The organism is Peribacillus sp. NPDC096540, from assembly GCF_050278525.1.
GTDB lineage: Bacteria > Bacillota > Bacilli > Bacillales > DSM-1321 > Peribacillus.
In genome coordinates, this window is the sequence record NZ_JBNNTG010000002.1 from 218,746 (window position 1) to 241,481 (window position 22,736).

At 38.0% G+C, this 22,736-nt stretch carries 17 protein-coding genes and 1 pseudogene; 10 read left to right on the top strand and 8 right to left on the bottom strand.

The window, feature by feature from the left end:
- Positions 1-170: 170 nt before the first annotated feature.
- Positions 171-344, bottom strand: coding sequence for a hypothetical protein (locus ACQKMR_RS03135; protein WP_427695978.1), 174 nt, complete (start codon positions 342-344; stop codon positions 171-173).
- A 161-nt stretch (positions 345-505) separates the two neighbouring features.
- On the opposite strand from ACQKMR_RS03135, the gene ACQKMR_RS03140 reads away from it, so the two are divergent.
- Positions 506-1,318 carry a cyanophycinase gene (locus ACQKMR_RS03140; protein WP_427695979.1) on the top strand — a complete coding sequence of 271 codons (813 nt, stop codon included), beginning with the start codon at positions 506-508 and terminating at the stop codon, positions 1,316-1,318.
- Positions 1,315-3,936: a cyanophycin synthetase gene (gene cphA / locus ACQKMR_RS03145; protein WP_427695980.1), complete on the top strand. Its 2,622-nt coding sequence runs from the start codon at positions 1,315-1,317 to the stop codon at positions 3,934-3,936. The genes ACQKMR_RS03140 and cphA overlap by 4 nt, the downstream gene beginning before the upstream one ends.
- 216 nt (positions 3,937-4,152) lie before the next feature.
- Here cphA and ACQKMR_RS03150 read toward each other — a convergent pair whose 3' ends face one another.
- The 5 genes and pseudogenes from ACQKMR_RS03150 to ACQKMR_RS03170 all read right to left on the bottom strand — a co-directional run bounded on the left by ACQKMR_RS03150 (position 4,153) and on the right by ACQKMR_RS03170 (position 11,687).
- On the bottom strand, positions 4,153-8,481 hold the full coding sequence (locus ACQKMR_RS03150) for a S8 family serine peptidase (protein WP_427695981.1): 4,329 nt from the start codon (positions 8,479-8,481) through the stop codon (positions 4,153-4,155).
- A gap of 468 nt (positions 8,482-8,949) precedes the next feature.
- Complete coding sequence (gene yidC, locus ACQKMR_RS03155; protein ID WP_427695982.1) at positions 8,950-9,735, bottom strand: membrane protein insertase YidC; 786 nt, start codon at positions 9,733-9,735, stop codon at positions 8,950-8,952.
- Between the two features lie 28 nt (positions 9,736-9,763).
- Positions 9,764-10,051: a hypothetical protein gene (locus ACQKMR_RS03160; RefSeq protein ID WP_427695983.1), complete on the bottom strand. Its 288-nt coding sequence runs from the start codon at positions 10,049-10,051 to the stop codon at positions 9,764-9,766.
- Between the two features lie 384 nt (positions 10,052-10,435).
- Positions 10,436-10,645: pseudogene (locus ACQKMR_RS03165) on the bottom strand (IS5/IS1182 family transposase); the annotation flags it as partial.
- A gap of 223 nt (positions 10,646-10,868) precedes the next feature.
- Positions 10,869-11,687 (bottom strand): glycerophosphodiester phosphodiesterase, encoded by an 819-nt coding sequence (locus ACQKMR_RS03170; protein WP_427695984.1) that lies wholly within the window; start codon positions 11,685-11,687, stop codon positions 10,869-10,871.
- 248 nt (positions 11,688-11,935) lie between these two features.
- Between ACQKMR_RS03170 and ACQKMR_RS03175 the strand changes: the two genes are divergently transcribed.
- The gene (locus ACQKMR_RS03175) at positions 11,936-13,252 is read left to right on the top strand and encodes an MFS transporter (protein WP_427695985.1); all 1,317 of its coding nucleotides are present in this window, start codon (positions 11,936-11,938) and stop codon (positions 13,250-13,252) included.
- A gap of 55 nt (positions 13,253-13,307) precedes the next feature.
- On the opposite strand, the gene ACQKMR_RS03180 is transcribed toward ACQKMR_RS03175, so the two are convergent.
- Positions 13,308-13,724 carry an organic hydroperoxide resistance protein gene (locus ACQKMR_RS03180; protein ID WP_427695986.1) on the bottom strand — a complete coding sequence of 139 codons (417 nt, stop codon included), beginning with the start codon at positions 13,722-13,724 and terminating at the stop codon, positions 13,308-13,310.
- Positions 13,725-13,921: 197 nt separating this feature from the next.
- Between ACQKMR_RS03180 and ACQKMR_RS03185 the strand changes: the two genes are divergently transcribed.
- The 4 genes from ACQKMR_RS03185 to ACQKMR_RS03200 are packed head-to-tail and all read left to right on the top strand — an operon-like array spanning position 13,922 to position 17,684.
- A complete protein-coding gene (locus ACQKMR_RS03185; RefSeq protein WP_427695987.1) occupies positions 13,922-14,305 on the top strand; it encodes a GntR family transcriptional regulator in 384 nt (127 codons plus the stop codon).
- Positions 14,302-15,201 carry an ABC transporter ATP-binding protein gene (locus ACQKMR_RS03190; RefSeq protein WP_427695988.1) on the top strand — a complete coding sequence of 300 codons (900 nt, stop codon included), beginning with the start codon at positions 14,302-14,304 and terminating at the stop codon, positions 15,199-15,201. The genes ACQKMR_RS03185 and ACQKMR_RS03190 overlap by 4 nt, the downstream gene beginning before the upstream one ends.
- Positions 15,176-17,128 carry a DUF6449 domain-containing protein gene (locus tag ACQKMR_RS03195; protein ID WP_427695989.1) on the top strand — a complete coding sequence of 651 codons (1,953 nt, stop codon included), beginning with the start codon at positions 15,176-15,178 and terminating at the stop codon, positions 17,126-17,128. Before ACQKMR_RS03190 ends, ACQKMR_RS03195 begins: the two co-directional genes overlap by 26 nt.
- Positions 17,129-17,147: 19 nt before the next feature.
- A complete protein-coding gene (locus ACQKMR_RS03200; RefSeq protein ID WP_427695990.1) occupies positions 17,148-17,684 on the top strand; it encodes an RNA polymerase sigma factor in 537 nt (178 codons plus the stop codon).
- Between the two features lie 57 nt (positions 17,685-17,741).
- Here the strand turns inward: ACQKMR_RS03200 and ACQKMR_RS03205 are convergent, their stop codons facing one another.
- Positions 17,742-17,945, bottom strand: coding sequence for a cold-shock protein (locus ACQKMR_RS03205; protein ID WP_056530714.1), 204 nt, complete (start codon positions 17,943-17,945; stop codon positions 17,742-17,744).
- Positions 17,946-18,469: 524 nt separating this feature from the next.
- Between ACQKMR_RS03205 and ACQKMR_RS03210 the strand changes: the two genes are divergently transcribed.
- From ACQKMR_RS03210 to nhaC, 3 genes are all read left to right on the top strand, one after another.
- Positions 18,470-18,592 carry a hypothetical protein gene (locus ACQKMR_RS03210; protein ID WP_427695991.1) on the top strand — a complete coding sequence of 41 codons (123 nt, stop codon included), beginning with the start codon at positions 18,470-18,472 and terminating at the stop codon, positions 18,590-18,592.
- Between the two features lie 320 nt (positions 18,593-18,912).
- A complete protein-coding gene (locus ACQKMR_RS03215; RefSeq protein ID WP_427695992.1) occupies positions 18,913-20,487 on the top strand; it encodes a peptide chain release factor 3 in 1,575 nt (524 codons plus the stop codon).
- A gap of 729 nt (positions 20,488-21,216) precedes the next feature.
- Positions 21,217-22,596: a Na+/H+ antiporter NhaC gene (nhaC, locus tag ACQKMR_RS03220; protein ID WP_427695993.1), complete on the top strand. Its 1,380-nt coding sequence runs from the start codon at positions 21,217-21,219 to the stop codon at positions 22,594-22,596.
- Positions 22,597-22,736: the final 140 nt, after the last annotated feature.

Sequence of the window (22,736 nt, forward strand, 5' to 3'; positions counted from 1 at the left end):
AATTTTACTCGTGAATTTAAATCATTTACTCGTGAATTTTGCCTATTCACTCGTGAGTTTTGGTCAAATACTCGTGATTTTTGCACATTTACTCGTGAATTCGTAAGAATTGCCGAATCCTTTATCTTCATAGCCGATTAGGATATGAAATAAAAGGATTCTTTTCAATTTCATCTATTTTTTCTGTGGATGCACTTGTTGGTTGGTGTATAAATGTTAATGCGTCGTTGAAAAATGTCATATAACGTGAATGTGGTTTTGTTATCTTCTACTGAGGATAGAACACCTATTTTATGATCGCTGATGATATTCAATACTTTTTCTTTTAATTGGTTTTGGCTCATTTTTACACACTCCTTTCTCTATTACTTTTCCTCTAATGTCATTAAGACAATTTTCTAATTTTATGAATGAAGACTACGTCAAGATGCCATACTATTCATTATGTGTTCTGTTTAGAGCAACTTCATGAATTTTAATCCATATGTAAAGGTGAGTATGAGCAATGAATTGTGGTGAATTACTTATCATCGGTGGGGCTGAGGATAAGTGCCTTGAAGGTGAAGTATTAAATAAATTTGTCGAGCTTGCAATACGCGCTAAAGGAGGAATTGGCATCCTGCCTACAGCGAGTCAAATACCTGAAGAAGTGAGTAAAGAGTATATCAGGATTTTTAGAGACTTAGGAGTGAGTAGGGTTGAAGTTATCAAGTTGAATTCAAGAGAGGATGCAGAGGAACCGGCCATTTGTGAACAACTGGCCTCTTTTTCAGCTATATTTATAACCGGAGGAAACCAAAGCCGATTATCCGAGCTTATTGGTCAGACTAAATTTCACAATACTCTTTCAAATGCCTGGCATAATGGAATGGTTCTAGCTGGGACAAGTGCAGGTGCTTCAATTATGGGTAAGCAAATGATTGTCGCAGCTGACACGATGCTGAATGATGATAAATTAAAAGTTGAGATTGGAAAAGGGTTTGGCTTCCTTGACGGCCTGCTTATTGATCAACATTTTTCGCAGCGTGGTCGCTTTGATCGACTTTTAAGTGCAATAGCAGAAAATAAAGAAATTATTGGTATAGGTATTGATGAAAATACAGCAATATTAGTGAAAGAGGGGCAATTTGAAGTATTTGGTCAACATCAGGTTTTAGTGCTTGATGGAAGCAATAGTGATTATATCAATATCACGTCTTCTGATAATGGCAGTGAAGAGCTAACCCTCTCAGGGTTTCAGCTTCATGCACTTACAAGAGGTTATCGTTTTGACTTGCATACAAGAAAATTGTTGATGAAAAAGGGGATCCAATCATGATAATCAATCGAGTCCGTTTTTTAAAAGGACCAAATTATTTTGCTTATACACCAACGATCTGCATAGAATTAGATATAGAGGAACTGGAAAACCAGCCATCTGATGCTATTCCTGGGTTTAATGAAAAGGTGTTAAAGACTCTCCCTAACCTTAGCAGCCATACTTGTTCACAGGGATATCAAGGCGGATTCACTGAGAGGCTGAAACGAGGTACTTGGATGGGCCATATTTTGGAGCATATGACGATTGAACTCCAAAATATGGCTGGAATTAATGCCATTCGTGGAAAAACGATTATGACGGAAAAACAAGGGCTTTATTATGTTACCTATGACTATCAGGAGCCTAAGTCAGGTCTTCAAGCATTTTTAGCTGCAAAAGAAATCGTAGAAGCTATCTTGAATGATGAAAAACATATCAATGTACAATTTTATGTGAACCAAATCGAACAGTTATATTATAAAAATAAACTTGGTCCTAGTACCGAAGCCATTTATCAGGCGGCTCACGCAAAAAAAATCCCTGTGGAACGAATAGGCGAAGAGAGCTTACTGCGTTTAGGAACTGGTTCAAGGCAGAAGTATGTCCAGGCGACAATTTCAAGCCAAACTTCAAATCTAGCCGTTGAGAATTCCTGTGATAAATCATTGACCAAGGCCATTTTAAAAGGTTGTGGTCTCCCTGTACCAGAAGGAGAGATCGCTTACTCAATTGAAGATATATTTGACTCAGCGGACAGGCTTGGATTTCCGCTTGTTATAAAACCGTATAACGGCAGACAGGGCCAAGGTGTGATAACCCATATCAAAAATAAGGATGAGTTGTTTAATGTTATCCATTGTTTGGATTCTCATGTGGAAAAATACATTGTGGAACGTCATTTTGAAGGTCATGATTATCGGTTACTGATAGTCAACGGAGAGCTAACTGCTACAAGTTTGCGGCTTCCTCCCTATGTTATTGGGAATGGAAAAGAGACGTTACGCAGATTGATAGAAAAGGAAAACCTCAATTCGTTACGGGGAGACGGACATGAAAAGCCGATGTCAAAAATCCCACTTACACATACGGTAACGTGTTACTTGGAGAAATCGAACCGAAACCTTGATACAATTCCGAAACAAGGTGAGCTGGTCCAAGTTGTTGGTAATGCTAACCTTTCAACTGGTGGAAAGGCCATTGATGTAACGGACCAGGTTCATCCAACTATTAGGAATATGGCGATAGCTGCTGCCAAAGCAATCGGATTGGATATTGCGGGAATAGATTTTATCTGTCAGGATATATCAAAACCTTTCAATCATTTAAAAACGGCGATAATTGAAGTGAATGCTGCCCCAGGAATTCGAATGCATCATTATCCAAGCGAAGGGAAAAAAAGGGATGTAGGAAAAGCTATCGTAGATTATTTATTCCCAACTCGAGAAGAGGCCGCAATTCCGATTATTGCAGTAACCGGAACAAATGGAAAGACAACAACAACCCGATTGGTTCATTATTTTCTTTCAGATGTGAAAACAAAGGTTGGAATGACGAATTCAGATGGAGTGTATATCGGCGAAGAGGTATTGGATCAAGGTGACTGCAGTGGACCGATTAGTGCAAGAACGATATTGGCTCATCCTGAAGTCGATGTAGCTGTTTTAGAAACAGCACGAGGAGGAATTCTTCGTGAAGGTCTAGCTTTTCGTCTATGTGATGTTGGTATTATTACAAATGTGAGTGAAGATCACCTTGGCTCTGATGGAATTGAGACACTAGACGATCTTGTTAAATTAAAGAGGCTAGTAGCTGAGGTCGTTCTAAAAACGGGCTATTGTGTTTTGAATGCCGATGATCCGAACGTAGCTGCTATGGCAGAATATACTGATGGAGAGGTTATATACACCTCTACATATGCCACTCAGCCATTGGTGAAAGCCGCGATTAATGAAGGACGTAAGGTTTGGTTTGTTGATGAAAAAGGGTTAATCAGTTATTCATCAGAGGGTGTGATATATCAATTTATGGACTGCACTCAAATCCCAATAACGATTTCTGGCATGGCGCGACATAATATCGCTAATTTACTTCAAGCATTAGCCGCGGCATATACGCAAGGTATGTCAATGGAAGAATTACGAAAGAAGGCTATTGCGTTTATGCCTGATAAAAAATTGTCTAAAGGACGTTTTAATTTAAAAAAACTAAAAGAACGAACCATTATTATCGATTACGCTCATAACGTAGCAGGGCTGCAGGCCATTTTCGATACGATTAGTGCCTATAATAGAAATCGTATTATCACTGTTTTGGCAGGGCCAGGAGACCGTATTGACGAAGAACTCATCAGATTGTCAGAGGTTGTGGCAAAACATTCAGATCTGTTCATCATTAAAGAAGACGATGATTTACGGGGAAGAGTACCCTTGGAGGTAGCCGAGCTACTTCGAGAAGCTGCGATAGTTGAAGGATTACATAAAGATAAGACATATATCGTACCTAATGAACTAGACGCATTCGTAAAAGCGTGGGAAGTTTCAAAACCCGGTGATCTTTTATTATTCTTCTACACGGATTTCGACTATGTAGAACAGTTTTTCGAAATAGTTTCAAAAAATCTATTGCCAAAGAAATAAAAAGGTAAATTCCGCTCAACATTGAGGGGAATTTACTTTTTTATTATATAAACTTCCCTTTTTACTATCTATGGAATAAGAAAAATGTACTTTTCAAAGCAGGGAGGATGGGAGGCATTTAATCGAGACGAAGAAAATTGCACTGATATAGTCCCCATTTGTATTAAAAAAGCCATGTTTCCAGCCGTTAGGCATGGAAAGCATGGCTTTTGAACTTTACTTTTTAGCGTTAATCCAAAGCAGGCCTGATGCTCTTTGTGTTGTAACATTTCCATAGCTATCTGTGGCTTTAACTTCCACGGCAGCACCAGGTGCCTTTACATTCGTTGTGGCAGTATAGTAGCCGACATAATGTCCAGAAGATGTTTCTTTCATTGGTAATTCAGTTGCGTTCGCAACGCCTCCAGCATTTGTCAAAGGCATCAAAATGGAGAAAATTGCTGCTAAGCCGGGTTCACTGTCGAACTCAATTTTGACCGATTCACCGCTTTTTAAGATCTTATCTTCATTCGGCACTAGATTGGAAATATCCGGAGCCGTATATTTTACATCGATGGAGACGGATTTTGTGATTTTATTGCCTGCCTTATCTTGAGCAACTACATTAATTTTATTGATTCCTTCATCAAGTACAAGTCGATAAGAGAAGGTGTTATTTTTCACATCAGCCTTCTTTCCATTTACTTTAACCGAATCAAGATTTTCATCCGAAACTGTACCCGTAACAGTAACTGTTTCACGATTTACTTTACTGCCCTCAGCAGGTGAAGTAATCGCTAGTTCCGGTTTAGCCGTATCCAATATCACTTTTACAGATGGAGAGGCCTCAGTCGAACCTTGACTAGTTCGAGCTTTTGCTGTCAAAGTATTTTCACCATTGTTTAATTTGACTGGAACAGTGAAGGTCCCTGTTTCAGTTGAATCAGTACTTGCTACTTTCTCACCTTTGTTAAAAATATCTACCTTTGTTGTAGGTGCGGATGTACCTTCAACCGTTACTTCTTTTTGATTCGTATAGGCACCGTCTTTAGGAGAGGTAATCACAGGTTCTTTCACTTCGTAATTGACAGTGGCACGAATCATGTAGTTTCCTTCCTCAGTTGGTGATTGCGACCATGCACCACCGACACCCTGCCAGCTACGTCCTGCATTTGGTCCATCTTCATCTGTAGCTAATCCTGGAGCATTTGGATTTGCCTTTGTTTGGGTATAAACAATAAAGAAATCACCGTCAACCATGATTCCATGTTCGCTTAGATCAACATGTGTCCATTGACCGTCACGCAGCGCAGTTTTATTGAAAGGACCTGCGATTTTTTTACCTGGCGATCCGTCTGATCCCGAAGCATCATATACAGAAACTTGGAATTCAGTCCCGCCTGGAACAGGCCATGTTGTATCCCAGAAGCGTAAGAGAGCGCCGGTTACATTTGCCGTTTTATTTCCCGAAGCTAGCGACATTTTTACTGCCCAGCTGTTGCCTGCCGCATTATAGGCACGGGCATTTTCTGCTGTTCCGTCGTCATATTTAATTTCATCTGGGTACCCGATGAACGGTTTCAGTTCAATATCTTTCGTGGAGCTATTACCGTCTGAAATCGTTACGGATGCTTCGTTGCCGTAATAAGAAGGAGCCGTGACTTTCAAAGTGTATTTTCCTTCATAAGCAGTTAGAGAGTATTCACCGTCCGAATTTGTAGTAACTGGTTGAATAGCAGCATCCTCAAGAAGGTATACTGTAGCACCAGAAACTGGTTCACCAGTAATTTTGTTGGTGATTGTACCGTTGATTGTACCTTTAGGAATTTCCTGAAGTGTAAAGTTCGCAGTTGATATGTCATCTTGTTCTACGTTGACCCTTGCTGTTTGCGATCGATACCCGTAAGTTTCTGCTTGCAATGTGTATGAACCTGATGCATGTGTTAGTTGGTAAGAACCATCTTGTGGGTTTGTATACACAGATCTTCCTGTTTCTAAAACACTGACCTGAGCCTGTAATGGAAGAAGTACTGGAGCAGGCTGATCTTTTTCAGGGTCATTTTTCACTTTTTCTGCAATGGGCTTAATTTTATCAGGATCAACTTTCGGTTTGGCTGAAACGGAAGAGTCAGACTTGTTAACACCTAATCCTGTTTTAGCTTTTGCAGCCGGCTGAATGGAAGTATCAGCCAATTTAACATCATCAATATACCAGCCAGGTTTTTGGACTGAACCATCAGATGTTACATTAAAGGCAATATAGATTCGTTCTCCAGCATATTGGCTTAGGTTTACTTCACCATCAATCCAACTATTTGACTTATCGTTAAAACGAGCTGCTTGTACCCAATTGGTTCCGTCTGTGGAGATAAATACATGACCGAAATCATAATTTTTTTCAAGTTCGTACCAATGTTTAAATTGTAAATAGCTTGTGCCTTCTGGAACATCTACTGGAGGCATAGATAGGCTCATATTGGCACTATTAGCATAGTTTCCTCCAAGATTTGTTGCATAGACCTTCTGACCGGATGCTGCAGATCCAGGCCCACTTGTCGGAATGCCCCATTCCCAGTTATTGTTTGTGCCGTAAGAGGTCCATCCAATTGGATTCTCTTCAAAATCCTCTGTATATCCCACACTGATTCCAGGCAATAATTCAATGGAATATGCATCAGTAGTTGTTACAGAGCCTCCGAAGTCCGTTGCGATCCATTTATAAGCGACTGTATCTTCAGTCAGCTCAGAACCTGGAATCGAAGCTTCATACGTTCCTGATTTATAATCACCGTTCGTTCTCTCTGCTTTGATTTCAGCCCAACTTCCGTCGGCTTTTTTGTAGCTAAGTTTAACGGCAGTGACACTTACATTGTCTGAGACTTCAGCCTGAAGCTTTAGATTCATTTTTTTATACGACTTTTCTGGTGCTTGATGAGAAATGACAGCTGCTTCAGAGTCATCTCCAGACTTGGTTACTTTACCTTCAATTTTCCCAAGTCCGCTTACAACGGAGGAAACTGCATCAAATGCGTTTACAAGGCCATAGCCATATGCATGATTAGGAGTTTTTGGATAATTACTGTCTGTCAAAGGAGTAGCAGTTGTAAGTAAGATTTCCTCAAGTTGGTCAACTGTTAAGCTGGCATTTGCTTGTCTTAATAGAGCAGCAACTGCTGAAATGTGAGGACCTGCCATTGATGTTCCATTCCAGCCGCCTTCATATGCACCGCCAGGAACGGCAGAACGAATGTTGACGCCAGGTGCAGAAATATCCGGTTTAATTTCTCCGTATGGAGATGGACCCCGTAAAGAGAAACTTCCGACTTTGTTGTTAAGGTCGGTTGCTCCAGTGGCAAAGGACTCTGGATAGTTTGCTGGATTGGCTACTGAACCAGCACCGCCAGGATTTGATAATGTGGTATTTCCGGCAGAAAATTCAGGGAATATCTCAGCAGCTTTCCAAGCCTGTACCATTGGACGGTACCACTCGTCGAGACCAGCTCCACCTCCCCAAGAGTTATTGACAACATCTGGTGCTTTCTCAGGATGAGGGTTACCAGCCGCATCTTTTGGAGCGATTACCCATTCACCTGCTTCTAATAAATCAATATCTGTACCGCCATCTTCAGAAAATGCCTTAACTGATATGAATTTAGCGCCTGGAGCAACTCCGATTTGATTTGCCCCATTTGGTTCAGAACCTACCATCGTACCAATTGTGTGTGTTCCGTGATCTAAATCATCATATGGTGAAGCTTGTCCGCTTACAGCATCAAACCAGTTATATTCATTGTTTGGAACATCTGGATTGGCAGGGTTATACCCGCGGTACTTTGTTTTCAAGGCTGGGTGGTTCCATTGGACACCCGTATCAATTGAAGCAATAACCGTTCCTGCTCCATCAATGCCCATATTCCATACAGCAGGAGCACTGATTTTTTCAATATTCCACTCAATTGCAGTGGTATCGGCTTTTATTTTGCTCGCTTTTGAGCCTTCGAGGGTCTTTGTGGCTTCAGTCTTACTTGCTGGCTGAATTAGCTGCCTAGTTTCATTTGGCATGATTTTTTCTACTTCCGGGAAAACTGCGATTTGCTCCATAACATCCTTTGTGGCTGTCACGGCAATCGCATTAACAATATAAAAAGATTGAAAATCCTTTGCATTACCGGCTTTTTCTTGCTTTTTTAAGTAGTTCTTAATATTGACTTGTGTTTCAAGAGCAGTAGCACGAAGCTCAGAGACTACACTTGATCGTTTAAGTAACTTTGAATTATTTGCAGATAATTTTTGTGATTTTGCTGTTTTTGCAGCTTTTGAGGATACGTCTTTGGTGTCTACTTGTTCTTTGAATTTAACGAGAAAGCTTACCTTTTCATTTTTTTCAAACTGTTTAAGTACTTTAGAGGCAACTTTCTTTTGATTCTTTCCCGATAATTCATCTTTAGCTGAGGTATGGAGCTTGTTTGAAGATGCAGCGATGGAGTTTGTTGGAATTATCAGTGATCCAATAAGCATGATAGCGAATACTAATGCTAACCACTTCGTTCTTCTTTTTTTTCGCAAGTTTTTTCCCCCTATTCTATTTTCAAAGAACAAAAACTTCGACCAGTCTACAGGTACAATGCACCTCCATTCTTAATAGATGGTCAGTATGTAGAACACTGATGTTCCTTTAATGATAACGAACAGGTAAACAAGAAATTTGTCATATTTTAGGATACGAAACTCGAATTATCGAAAATGAACATATTGTAGGAATGTATATTTTGGTAAAATAAGGAATTATGCCTTCCTTAGTAATATTTTTAGTGGTAAATTTTAGGGAAAATATGCTATTTTATGAGGTCAAAAGAACTTTCTTTGTATTTGATTATTAAAAATGGTAATAAAGGATTAAAAATATATGCAGTAAAGCTTTACTGACATGTTTTTTTTGTCTTATTTTTTGGGGGAAACACAGAATGAATCTACAACTTTTGTATATTAATTAAAATGGTTAAATAAACGAAAAAAAAGCTAATCCAATTTGGATTAGCTTTTTTTCATAATCGTTTCATTTGCGACTGTGGCAGCAGGTTGATCTTTCTTAAATACTCGCTGAAGTACAATAGACTGAACAATCATAAATAATCCACCTATTGACCAATAAAGAGGTAATGCAGCAGGCGCAGAGAAAGAAATGAATAAAATCATTGCTGGTGAGAGCAGGCTCATCACTTTCATTTGTTTCTGCTGTTCCTCTGGCATTTGTCTCATTGAAATAACCGATTGGAAATAATAGATGACGCCTGCGATGATTGCCATGGCGATATTCGGTTGGCCAAGGCTGAACCACAGGAAGCTATGCGTAGCAATTTCATGTGAACCTTGAATTGCATAATAAAATCCCATTAAAATTGGCATTTGAATCAAAAGTGGTAGACAGCCCATATTTAAAGGATTAACTCCATGTTTTTGATAAAGCTGCATCATTTCCTGTTGCAGAGCCTTTTGTTTTGCTGGATCTTTTGTTTCTTTAATTTTCTGTTGGATTGCTGTCATTTCTGGTTTTAGCCCATTCATTTTGGTTTTCATACTGAGCTGGGTTTTATATTGCTTGGCGGTCAATGGAAGCAAGACGAGACGTATGAAAAATGTCATCATAATGATGCTTAAACCATAGTTCCCGTTAAATAAATTAGCATTAAATTCAAGCATCTTTGTCATTGGGTTAACCAATGCCGTATGAAATGGGCCGCTTGTAGCTGCCGAACATCCTGTCAACAGGCTGGTTGATATAACTAGAGCTGCAATTAGTAAAATATTTTTCTTCTTCAATATATTTTCCTCCTCGAATTGTTTTTAATTAAACAATGTGAAGGAGGCTTGGCTCATCCGAATCATCAGGTGACTCTTTTTGACGAATATAAGTGAAAAAGCGCTGTGCTCCACGCCAGTCATAAATACTACCTGTATAAACAGGAGCTTTTCCATGACCTGAATGAACGGAAGCTTGATGTTTATCGTTTAAGAGTGACTGCTTTCTATTTAAGAAATAAAACGCTGCTAGTGGAAAGACAAAGGTAAACAAGTATCCTGCCCATACCGCATGGCGAACGGTTTGATAATCAAATTCTAACAATAATTCCCACATAGGAATCCCTCGTTTTTTCTAAGATAAAAAAATTGTAAGATTGGTTCCCGGCAAACAAGAGATATGCTTTAGAGCCAAATAGCGACTATATAATTTTTCAAAATATAAATCACTAATAACACTATAACAAATTCTAGGCCAAGAAAGCTAAAAATATAGGGATTTTTTCAAAAAATGAACAGGTAATTTTTTCTGATATATAATTCTGGTCATTAATACATCATTAGAAAGCTGCATTAAGAGAGGTAAATAAAGCACACATGGTCATTCGTCTATATATGGATAAATGAAGTTCAAATATGAGGTGAACATTTTTGGACCTTGCCATGTCCAATTGGCCATCTTCTTTAAATTCATGGCAGCGAAAGTGAGCATCGCCTGCATCAACAATTTTATAAATGTCAGTTTAACTAAAATAACTGGATCTATACTTGGGCGTCCTACCTCTGAATACATATCTTTCACCAAGTCATATATGAATGAGAAGTCAATGGCGGCCTCAATTTTTCGAACCAAATGGTTCGCTGGCACCAGTTGATCTAAAGTAATCATTTCAAGTTGATCTCGCTGAATAGAATCATGTTTAGAAAGCATCCTCATCACCTCAAGTTTTAATACTTCCATTTTAAAAACAAAAAAGACTGTAGGCAAAAGAGGTTCTATCTAAATTTTATAACAAAGTTGATTGGAGCTGAAGGTGCGGACCGCCCGCGGAAAGCGAGTGCCTGGAGTGGAAATCAACGTTCAAATTGTCTACAGTCTGAACAATTCACAAAAGTGGATTGTTTTTTAATGTAAATTAATTTACCTATGAGGTTTAATCCATAAAATAATCTGGGAAATCAGATATGATCCCATCCAATTTCATCTTCTTTAACATCTGAATTTGTTTTTTATTGTTGACAGTCCATGTAAATACTTTCATCCCTTGCTCTTGGATTCGCATTTGAAGCTTGGTACTTAAAATCGTTTGTTTTGGATTCAAAAACGAAGCAAACTCTGCTATCTCTTTCAATTTTTGATCAGTGATACGCCGCTTTATCAATACCCCGACTGGAATGTCTGGCATTAATTGATGAAACCTTTTCATGGATTCCATATCAAACGAATGAACCAGAATTCTTTTTTTATCTGAGGCATAATCCCCTCTGTTGCTTAATTCTTCTGCAAGTTTTTTTTCAATTCCAGGGTAAAGAGATGGATGTTTTATTTCTATTAATATTCCAACATCAGACCGGAAATTTTCTAATATCTCGCTAAGTAAAGGAACTCTTTCGCCCTTAAAACGAGCATGAAACCAGCTTCCAGCATCCAATTTCTTTAATTCGGCTACTGTGTAATCTCGAAGGTTTCCTTTGCCGTTTGTCGTTCGATCAAGTGTAGGATCATGATGAACCACTAGGACACCATCTTTACTAAGATGAATATCGACTTCCAGGAAATCAGCGCCCAATTCAATCGCTTTATAATAGGATGCCATCGTATTCTCAGGGCAATATCCAGATGCACCGCGATGCCCAATCTTGAGGGGGGAAGGCTGCATAGTGAAGTTGTCTGGGAAGTTACTTTTCGCTTTTTTAAAGTAGAACACCAACAGAACCAGTATAGTTACCAAGATAAGAAAAAATGCTATCACCTTGCACACTCCCTTTACGAACATTAGTCAAATCTTTTTGCGATCCTTACCCCTATCATAAATAAAATAATATAAAAGACCTCTTTATATGACATACTCTTTTCATAATCATGTATTTTAAGTGGTAAGGAATCATGAATTGAATTTTTACTTTTAACATGTAGCTAATAATTGTTTTTTACTTAAAAGGATTTTATAGGAATGTATGGAATACTTATAAATTAAGTCTATGATAAGGGGGAAGGCAGATGCAACTGCAATTGAAACCGAATTCTAAAAAGTGGAAGGGGAATCTAAGTTTATATTTTTCCCTTCCAATTCTCTCTTGGGCCTTTTACGATTTTGCCAATACGATTTTTTCTTCTAATATTAATACAATTTTCTTTCCATTCTTCCTTCAGGAACAAATCGGAGAAAATGCTGTTCTTGATCAGATTGCTAGCACCTTCATTTCTTATGCGAATGCGATTGCCAGTTTATTTCTTGTTCTGTTTTCTCCACTATTTGGTGTAATGATTGACCGAACAGGAAAGATGAAGAAATATATCATAATTTTCACATTGGTTTCAGTTGCCGCGACTTTTTTAATGGGGATTTTTGGTGGTCTATGGTTGGATGGAAATCTTCTTGGTATCCCAATTTCCTTAGTAATCGTCATTATTTTATTTGTGGTAGCAAAGTTTTTCTATCATTCAAGTCTTGTTTTCTATGATACGATGATGAGCGATCTAGGCACAAAGGAGCAATTGCCGCTGATATCAGGGTTTGGTGTCGCTGTAGGCTATCTTGGAACGCTTGTCGGTCTGTCCATCTATCCATTTATTGGTAAAGGTAGTTCACATGAAGCCTTTATCCCCACTTCTATCTTATTTCTGGTTTTTTCCCTGCCATTATTCTTTTTTCTAAAAGAAACTCCAAAACAGCAAAAGGTAAAGCAACCTTTTTTTTCGGGTTATAAGGAAATTATAGCAACATTTAAAGAGATGAGATCTTATCAATTAGTATTTACATTTATGATTGCGTATTTTTTCTTAAATGATGCAATTGCGACAACTATTGGCATGATGGCTGTTTACGCGAAGACCGTTGTTGGATTTTCTTCAGGTGGATTCATTTTACTTTATCTGGTATCAACGGTATCCAGTATTATTGGTTCGTTTCTATTTGGGTACATAACTAAGGCAAAGGGCGCACGGCTTGCTGTTACGTATGTGGGTATACTGCTCCTAGTCGCCTTATTTGTGGCGGTCTTTGCCCAAACGACTCTTTGGTTCTGGATTGCTGGGAGCATGTTTGGCATTGCACTCGGGTCGATGTGGGTAACATCCCGGACATTCATTATTGAATTGACACCAGTGGAGAAAAGGGGGCAGTTTTTTGGACTCTTTGCATTCTCAGGAAAAGTTTCTTCAATAATTGGTCCTCTTCTGTATGGAACAATTACGTTAATTTTCCATGACCTCGGTACATTGGCTAGTCGGCTGGCATTAGGTTCACTGATTATCATGACGGTAATCGGGCTATACTTCCTATTGAAAATGAAGAATTTAGAAGGAGTTAAATAAAAAAGAACGAGCTCAGCAAAGGCTGGGCCCATTCTTTTTTTTGAAAATTGGAGTTTTATACCAAAATCAATGTAACTTCGAGATTCCTACGAGTTGCTTTTGAATAGGGACAGGTCATGTGAGCTTTTTTTGCAAAGTCTTCTGCTTCTTCCCGGCTAAGTTCAGGGATAGAGACATCCAGCCTGACAGCCAATTTGAAACCACCGTCTTCTTCATCATTCCCAATTGTGACATTTGCGGTCACAGAAGTATCAACTTTCTTTTTTGCTTTTTGCAGGACAAGATTCAATGCACTGTCAAAACAGGCAGCATATCCGGCGGCGAATAACTGTTCCGGGTTGGTTGCCCTCTCACCGGATCCACCTAATTCTTTCGGTGATCTTACATCAAAATCAAGAATACCATCCTCTGATTTCACATGTCCTTCACGACCACCATGTACGGTAACGGCTGCTGTATATAATGGTTTCAATGGAAACAACTCCTTTTTATATTCTTAATTTCCTTAGTTCCCTATTACAAGTTTTATTAAACAAAAGAATGAGAGGTCGGATATGAATATGAGCTATTCAAATACTTCAAAAAAATGGTTTTAAATTGGAAGAAAATGTTTTATAATGAACTGTATTAGGGAGAGTAATACACTAAGTGCTGAGAGGGGGGTTGATGATGTTTGAGTTGGATGTGCAAAGTAGAAAACCTATTTATGAGCAATTGATGGATAAGATAAAGGAACTTATGATTAATGAAGTTTTGCAAGAACATAATCAACTTCCTTCTGTTAGAATATTGGCACAGGAATTGACCATCAATCCTAATACAATTCAAAAAGCTTACAAACAGCTTGAATTGGACGGGTTTATTTATACATTGCCGGGCAAAGGAAACTTTGTGGCACCTCCTAAATCTTTGAAGAATTCCTTAAAAGAAGAGAGAATAAAATCCGAACTTACAAAGGTTCTTGCTGAAGCTCTGTATATTGGAATTGATAAAAATGAAATCTATAAGTTAGTTAAAGAAATTAGTGCATTAGCCAAGGGGGGAGAGTCATGATTGAAATTAAGCAGGTGAGTAAATTATATGAAGGAAAAGAAGCAATCAAGGACGTAACCTTAATCATACATGAAGGCTCAATATTTGGGTTGTTAGGATCTAATGGTGCCGGAAAAACAACCCTTTTAAAAATGCTTTCGGGCAATTTAATTCAGGATTGCGGCGAGGTACTTATTGATCATTCCCACGTCTTTGAAAACCGTGAAGTGAAAAATCGTTGTTTCTTCCTTCCTGACACACCCTATTTCTTGGCTAACTATACTATTATGCAAATGGCAGGCTTTTATAGTCATATTTATAGTGACTGGAATCAAGAACGTTTCTATCAATTACAGGAAGTGTTTCCCATTCCACTTCAATATAAAATACATAAACTGTCAAAGGGGATGCAGAGACAGGTTGCTTTTTGGTTGGCTCTTTCAACAATGCCTGAAGTTCTCATTCTTGATGAACCCTTTGATGGCCTGGATCCGGTTATGCGCAAAAATGTGAAACAGTTGTTGATTCAGGATGTATCTGAACGGAAAATGACAATTTTGATTTCGTCCCACAACCTCCGGGAAATTGAAGATTTAGCCGATCATGTGGGAATATTACATAAAGGGGAACTTATTATCCAAAAAGATTTGGACGATTTAAAAGCGGATGTACATAAAGTACAGATTGCCTTCAAAAATAAGATTCCTCACGGGATTTATCGCGGAGTTCAAGTTCTTAATAAGGAGAGGCGAGGAAGCGTGATTGTTTGCATTGTTAAAGGTAAGAAATCCGAGATTAAATCCCATTTTAATCAGTTTCAACCAGAAATATTCGATATACTACCCCTTACTTTAGAGGAAATATTCATTTATGAAATGGGGGATATAGGTTATGTCATCCAGAATAACCTTGTTTAATAGAGAACTGATTATCTATATTTTCAGAAGTTCCGGCTGGATAGGTTTCCTTTATTTTATCGGCCTCACCTTTGCGCTGCCTTTGGAAATTTTGACGATTGTTTTAAATGAGAATAGTGAATATGTAAAATTCGAAAATCTTTTTTCCAGTCAGCAGATGATCCAATTCGTCTTAGTCATAGTTATTCCTGTGTTGCTTGCCATCTTCCTATTTCGTTTTTTGCAGATAAAACAAGCTTCGGACTTTATACATAGTTTACCAATTACTAGACGCAGCATTTATTTTCATATGATTGGAACAGGAATTGGCTTTATCATCCTGCCTATTTTGCTTACAGGCTTAATATTGCTATTGTTCCACTCGGCAATAGATGTAGAGAAGCTGTATACCCTTGCGGATATTTGGTCCTGGATGGGAATTACATTTTTCATGGAGGCAATGATCTTTTCAGTTGCTGTTTTAATAGGTATGGTTACGGGATTATCTGCCTTGCAAGGCCTACTAACTTATATCTCGCTTGCTTTGCCGGTTGGATTATTTGTATTGTTTGTTGCTAATGTGAAGTTTTTGCTAGCGGGATTTTCTGCAGATCATTATTTAAGTGCCAATATCAATAGCATTTCTCCATTATTAGCTGCGACCGAAATGGAAAAAATGGGACTTTTCTCTGTTAATATATTAATCTATGGACTATTAATCTTGCTTTTTTTATTGATTTCGCTGTTTCTCTATGAGCGGAGGAAGTTGGAGCATGTTTCACAGGCTTTTGTTTTTCCTATGATAAAACCGCTATTTAAGTTCGGATTGACGATAAGCATGATGTTGTTTACAGGATATTATTTTAGCGAAACTACAGGGAAACTAGGATGGATATTTTTCGGCTATATTGTCGGATCATTGTTTGGATATTATCTAGGTGAAATCGTCCTGCAAAAGACATGGCGAATCCGTGTCAATCTGAAAGGATACGTATCATTTGCAGCGGTTATTTTTTTGCTTGCCGTCATCCTAAAATTAGATTTTGTTCATTATGAGTCAAAGGTTCCTGATATAAAGATGATTAACCAAATTTATATTGGTAATAATTCGCTTGATGACTCTTCCAATAGTGAGTTCACTTATTTGAAAGAAAAAGAAAATATAGAAGCGCTAAGGTTATTGCATCAGCAAATTATCGAAAAAGGTAAAAAGGCTTCCATTGGTGATGTAAATAAAAATCATTCTATATTTCTGATGTATGAACTTAAGAATGGAAAACGAATAGCTAGAGAGTATCATTTGCAAAACTACGATTCATACCTGCCACTTCTGGCGAAAATCTATGAGTCAAGTGAATATAAAAAAACTTTTAATGAGTTATTAAATGTGTCAACTGAGGATGTTTCTAAAATCAATATAACTGCGAGCGGAGAATTGGACAAATCTGTATCCATTACGGATAGTCAGGAGCTTAAAGAAGCGGTGCATGCATTATCTGAAGACCTGAATAATCAGTCGCTGGCTCAAATGACAAATTCTTTTGGAGATTATGCGTCGATTGACATTCTTTTGGAGAATAACAATATTATTTATATGAATTGGGATTCTTCTTATACTCAGTTTTCGAATTGGATGGAACAAACTGGGAAAGCGAACGGGGCTAGGTTAATGGCTGATGATATCTCTTATATTCTTGTAGCAAAAACCGATCCACAAATTTATAATTCGATTTCTGAAAGTGAACTTGTACAGCGAATTGAAAATCAGTCAAATCGCTTAAAGCTTGATCAGACTTCGGAAATCGAGTCGGCCATTGATAACGCTCAAATCGATTGGGGCGGAGATTATTCAGCTGCCTTTTATTATAAAGATAGCAGAAATATTGATATCAAGAGCTTTTCTGGCGACCATGTTCCCGGCTTTGTTTTGGATCATTTTAACAAATGAGAGGGGAGGAGGAACGATTGTGAAAGAAAATCGTTATTGCAAAACTGAAGATTTCACTTTGGTTTATCAATCCTTTTATGAGCGGATTTATTATATAGCATTAGCGGTTATTAAATGTCCTTTCCTGGCAGAGGATATTACGCAAGAAACCTATATCAAAGCCTATAAAAAACTTCATACGATTAACAATAGGGAGAAGTTAGGAGCATGGCTAGCGTGTATCGCTACCAGAACAGCAATTGATTTTTCCCGTAAGCAAAAAAGGGGATGCCGATTAATTCAGCAGGAGATGGTGGATTGGGTAGAGTGCCAGGCATGCAGACAAGTGATAGTGGAGAACGCAATTGATATTTGGACATTAAAAGAAGATGTCTCCAATCTCTTATGTAAATTGACTCAAAAACAAAGGCAAATATTGCTATTGAAGGTAAATAGAGGATTAAAAGAACATGAAATTGCCTCTATACTTGAGATAAATCAAGCAACTGTCAAAGTTAATCTATATCGGGCTAGAAAACAGTTGAAGTACGTATTAAAAATGCAGGCCGTTGCTTAAAAAGGAAAGGATGCCGTCCAGGTCGGGCGGCATCCTTTTTCATATGGTTTCTATTCTTTATAGTTTAATGACGTTCTTAGCTTGAGGTCCGCGATTTCCTTCTTCAATTTCAAATTGTACTTCTTGACCTTCATCAAGAGTCTTGAAACCATCTCCCTGAATAGCGGAAAAATGTACGAATACATCATCTTCGTTTGGTACTTCGATAAATCCAAACCCTTTGTCACTGTTAAACCATTTTACTTTACCTGTTACTGTCATTCGATGAATCCTCCTAATAATATAAAAAATATTAATGGTGACTGTTTTTCCTTACAGGAAAAAATCAATTTCACACATTATCAAATGCCCTCAATTAAGTTGAAATATCATACGAAGATGCTTGATAATATGTGAATATTTACAGAAATTATTTCGATGTGTTGTTCTATAGCGGAACCTTCTGGAGCAATTTCCGGTTTTTAGTATATACCCATCTTATTAAAGGATAAAACAAGAGGATGTAATTTATACATAATCATTGGGGAAATTAATATTATGGAGGTTTTATTAGGGGGGAGGTACAATCCTAATGATGTGGAGGATTAAATTGAACTATGACATGCTTGAACATGATATGAATCTAAGCTTGCCTTAGTGCTGGCGTGAAAAAATTCACGACAAGATGATGAGAGCAATAGCTAATATTGATTTTATTCATGAGAAAATAGAAAAATAGCTCTTGGAATCAAAGTTTTTCAATAAGATATTTGGGTATAGGATAAGAAAGAAAGGACTGAACAATAATGAAGAAATTCTTAAAAAGAGCTGTCGTTTTTGCCGCTCCTATAATATTCAGAGCAGTAAAGAAACGTTGGAAAAACAAACGTAATCAAAAAGCAATGAAGACAGCAAGAAAAGTTGGATAAACTATAAGAAAATGAACGATAACCATATGAACTTGGATAAGAGGCGCTGATATAGCGTCTTTTGTTTTGCTATAACATCAAATCCACTTAAGGTGATTCATTCACCTCTACATCTTTCCTTCATATCGTGTTAAAATAGTAAGGTTGATTGAAACGAATGCCGAGTAGCCAAGGCTTAAGCCTTATGATATATTTTTTCATACATATATTGTGTATGTTGGTTTACATACAAAGAAAGGTTGACATTCCAATGTGAAAAATCTAATTAGCCTTCCTATAAATATATTTAGTGATGACTCCAATAATGAAAGGAACATTTTATGACTACATTAAAAGACGAGGTTCAATCCCGACGGACCTTCGCAATTATCTCCCACCCGGATGCCGGGAAAACAACTTTGACAGAAAAATTATTACTGTTTGGTGGCGCTATTCGTGATGCCGGGACAGTTAAAGCTAGAAAAACAGGGAAATATGCAACAAGTGATTGGATGGAGATTGAAAAGCAACGGGGAATTTCCGTTACATCTTCAGTCATGCAGTTTGATTATGATGATTTCCGTGTGAATATCCTCGATACACCAGGCCACCAAGATTTCAGTGAAGACACATATCGTACACTGATGGCTGTTGACAGTGCCGTGATGATTATCGATTCGGCAAAAGGGATTGAGGATCAGACGGTTAAATTATTCAAAGTGTGCCGGATGAGAGGAATTCCGATTTTTACATTTATCAACAAAATGGACCGCCAAGGGAAAATGCCGCTTGAATTGCTTGCTGAACTTGAAGAAGTCCTAGGCATTGAAACTTACCCAATGAATTGGCCTATTGGGATGGGAAAAGATTTTGTCGGCATTTACGACAGGTTCAATAATCGGATCGAACAGTTCAAAACAGAAGGCGATGAGCGCTTCCTTCCATTGAATGAAGAGGGTGAACTCGAGGTGGATCATGTGCTTAAAGATTCACAGTTGTACGAGCAAACTCTAGAAGAAATTATGCTGTTGACGGAAGCGGGGAACCAATTCTCTGAAGAAAACATTGCGAATGGTAAACTTAGCCCTGTATTTTTCGGAAGTGCTTTAACAACATTTGGGGTTCAGACGTTTTTGGATGCTTATCTGCAGTTTGCACCAGCTCCTCAAGCCCGTATGACAACTTCAGGTGAAATGAATCCTGTCAGCAATGATTTTTCTGGTTTCATTTTCAAGATTCAAGCGAATATGAACCCAAAACACCGTGATCGGATTGCTTTTCTTCGTATCTGTTCTGGTAAATTTGAGCGTGGAATGAGTGTAAATTTGAGCAGAACAGGTAAACCAATTAATCTTTCTTCTTCAACTCAATTCATGGCTGATGATCGGAACACGGTAAATGTAGCAGTAAGCGGAGATATTATTGGTTTGTATGATACCGGGAACTACCAAATTGGTGATACTATAACGACAAGTAAAGATATGTTTCAGTTTGAACGGTTACCTCAGTTTACCCCAGAACTATTCATGCGGGTAACAGCTAAAAACGTTATGAAACAGAAGCATTTCCATAAAGGAATTAACCAACTAGTACAAGAAGGGGCCATTCAGCTCTTCAAAACAGTTCGGATGGAAGAATATCTGCTTGGTGCGGTTGGGCAGCTTCAATTTGAAGTATTTGAGCATCGGATGAGAAATGAGTACAATGTTGAGGTCATGATGGAGCGTATGGGTAGTAAAATCACTCGCTGGGCCGAAGACGAAAAGCTTGATGAAAACCTTCACAGCTCAAGAAGTATACTTGTTAAAGACCGTTTTGAAAAATACGCATTCTTGTTTGAAAATGAGTTTGCACTTCGTTGGTTCCAAGATAAAAATCCTGACGTGGAATTATATAATCCAATGGATTTGAAATAATGGAGAAGCCCGTGTATACGCGGGCTTTTTTTTATTAGCTTGATTATTAATAAAATATCTAAAGATTTTTCAGATAGTTCCTTAGTCTACTTTTATGGCTATATTTACCTGTTTTCCGAAAAACAGGGTACATTGTCCTGATTAATCATTTACGAGATAAAACTTTTTCAGTATTTAGTGAGGATAAATCAATTAACTAAAGTATTGGAAGTAGCAAAATTAATTATTGAATCACACAAAAGGTTATTATGATGGAATGAATTAGTGGTGAATTATTGAATGTCACTTCCTTTTTTTTGCAGTAATAATCATGAAATCATCACCTTATAGGATTAGGGATGTGCGAGTACGTTGTACTGATCAAAATATTTTTAAGTTCACAACTCATAATAGGGGAACGGTTCATTTTTACATAATCAGGGACAAGCTGTGTAAGAAAAGCGACGGTAGAATCGCCACTTTAATTCCATGGGGTCAAGAAGAGAACCTATATTTAGTTTGTGAGTGTAAGAGATAATAGGAAAAATCTGTACACCCTTTTTGGAAATATCAAATTTATTAAGAATCAAATTCTACTAAAAAAGATATTATTCAAATTTGACAATCTCCCGAAACTCATTTATATTTAGCTAGTGCTTTAGTACTTAAAAGCGTTTCAGCGAATGTGAGGAATTGGAAGGTTCATCCTTACCTCACAGAATATACAACATGAAAGTGGGGAAATTTATCATGCGTCTGGAAGATGCTAAGCTAAAACTCTCTTTACCTGAAGCACTTGGGGTTTTGGCTATTCTTTTCTTGATTATTGCAATTGGAATCATACATTATGGACTAGCCCCTCATATCCCAATTTTAGCGGCTATCCTTTTTTTATTTGTTTATGGAAAAATTAAGAAGCTTCCATTTTCGATTATGGAGTCGGCTATCGTCAAAGGTGCAATTTCTGGTATGGGAGCAATCTATATATTCTTTTTTATCGGAATGCTAATTTCAATTTGGATGGCAAGCGGGACGATTCCAACCATTATGTACTATGGATTTGACTGGATTTCTGGTGAATCTTTTTATGCTGTCACTTTTCTTGTGACTTCACTACTTGGGCTCTGTATCGGGAGCTCACTTACAACATCGGCGACAATCGGTGTTGCTTTTATCGGGATGGCTGCAGCGATGGATTTATCGTTGGCAATCACAGCCGGTGCAATTATTTCCGGTGCATTTCTTGGGGATAAAATGTCTCCACTATCCGACACAACCAACCTTGCTTCGGAAACAGTTGGAGTATCATTATTTGAACATATTAAAAATATGCTTTGGACAACGATTCCAGGTTTTCTAATTTCACTAATAATCTTTTACTTCCTTTCACCGGATATCAAAATGGGTAGCGTAGTGGAAATTGAAGCTATGACCAAAGCTTTGGAAACGGAAACGAATATAAGTATTTGGAGCCTGCTTCCGTTTGTCATTGTTTTAGGCATGGCTTTGAAGAAGGTGTCGGCGATTCCGACATTGTCGGCAGGAATTATTTCCGCTGCTATCATTGCGTTTATACAAACGCCAAATTTCACGATCAATAAGCTTGCAGATATTTTATATGGTGGTTTTGTACTCGAGAGTGGAATGGATCAGCTTGACTCAATCTTATCGCGGGGCGGAATTGAAAGTATGATGTTCTCCGTCTCGATGGTCTTATTGGCTCTGGCCATGGGCGGATTATTATTCGAGTTAGGGGTTATTCCATCTATTTTAATTGCTGTACAGGATTCATTGACGAGTGTAGCGAAAGTAATTTCTGCTACCGTATTTGCAGGAATCAGTGTGAATTTCTTAGTAGGAGAGCAGTACTTGTCAGTGTTACTGCCAGGGAAAGCATTTCAGCAAAAATATGAGGACTTGGGCTTGCAAACAAAAACGCTTGCGAGGGTGCTAGAAGATTCGGGCACAGTTGTTAATCCTCTTGTTCCTTGGGGTGTCTGCGGTGTATTTTTAACACAGGTATTAGGTGTTTCAACCTTGGAATATGCTCCATTTGCATTCTTCTGTCTGCTTTGTCCTTTTCTTAGTTTAATTGCTGGCTTTACGAAAATCGGGATTCATTATAAGTAAAAAACAGGCGGTCGATTATGACCGCCTGTTTTTTTACTTGAATTTGATTCCAGGTTATATTAATCACAGACACAGCAGTCTTCTATAATTACATAAATGCTGTAAATAAAAACCCCCAACATATTGAAAAACAGAATGCC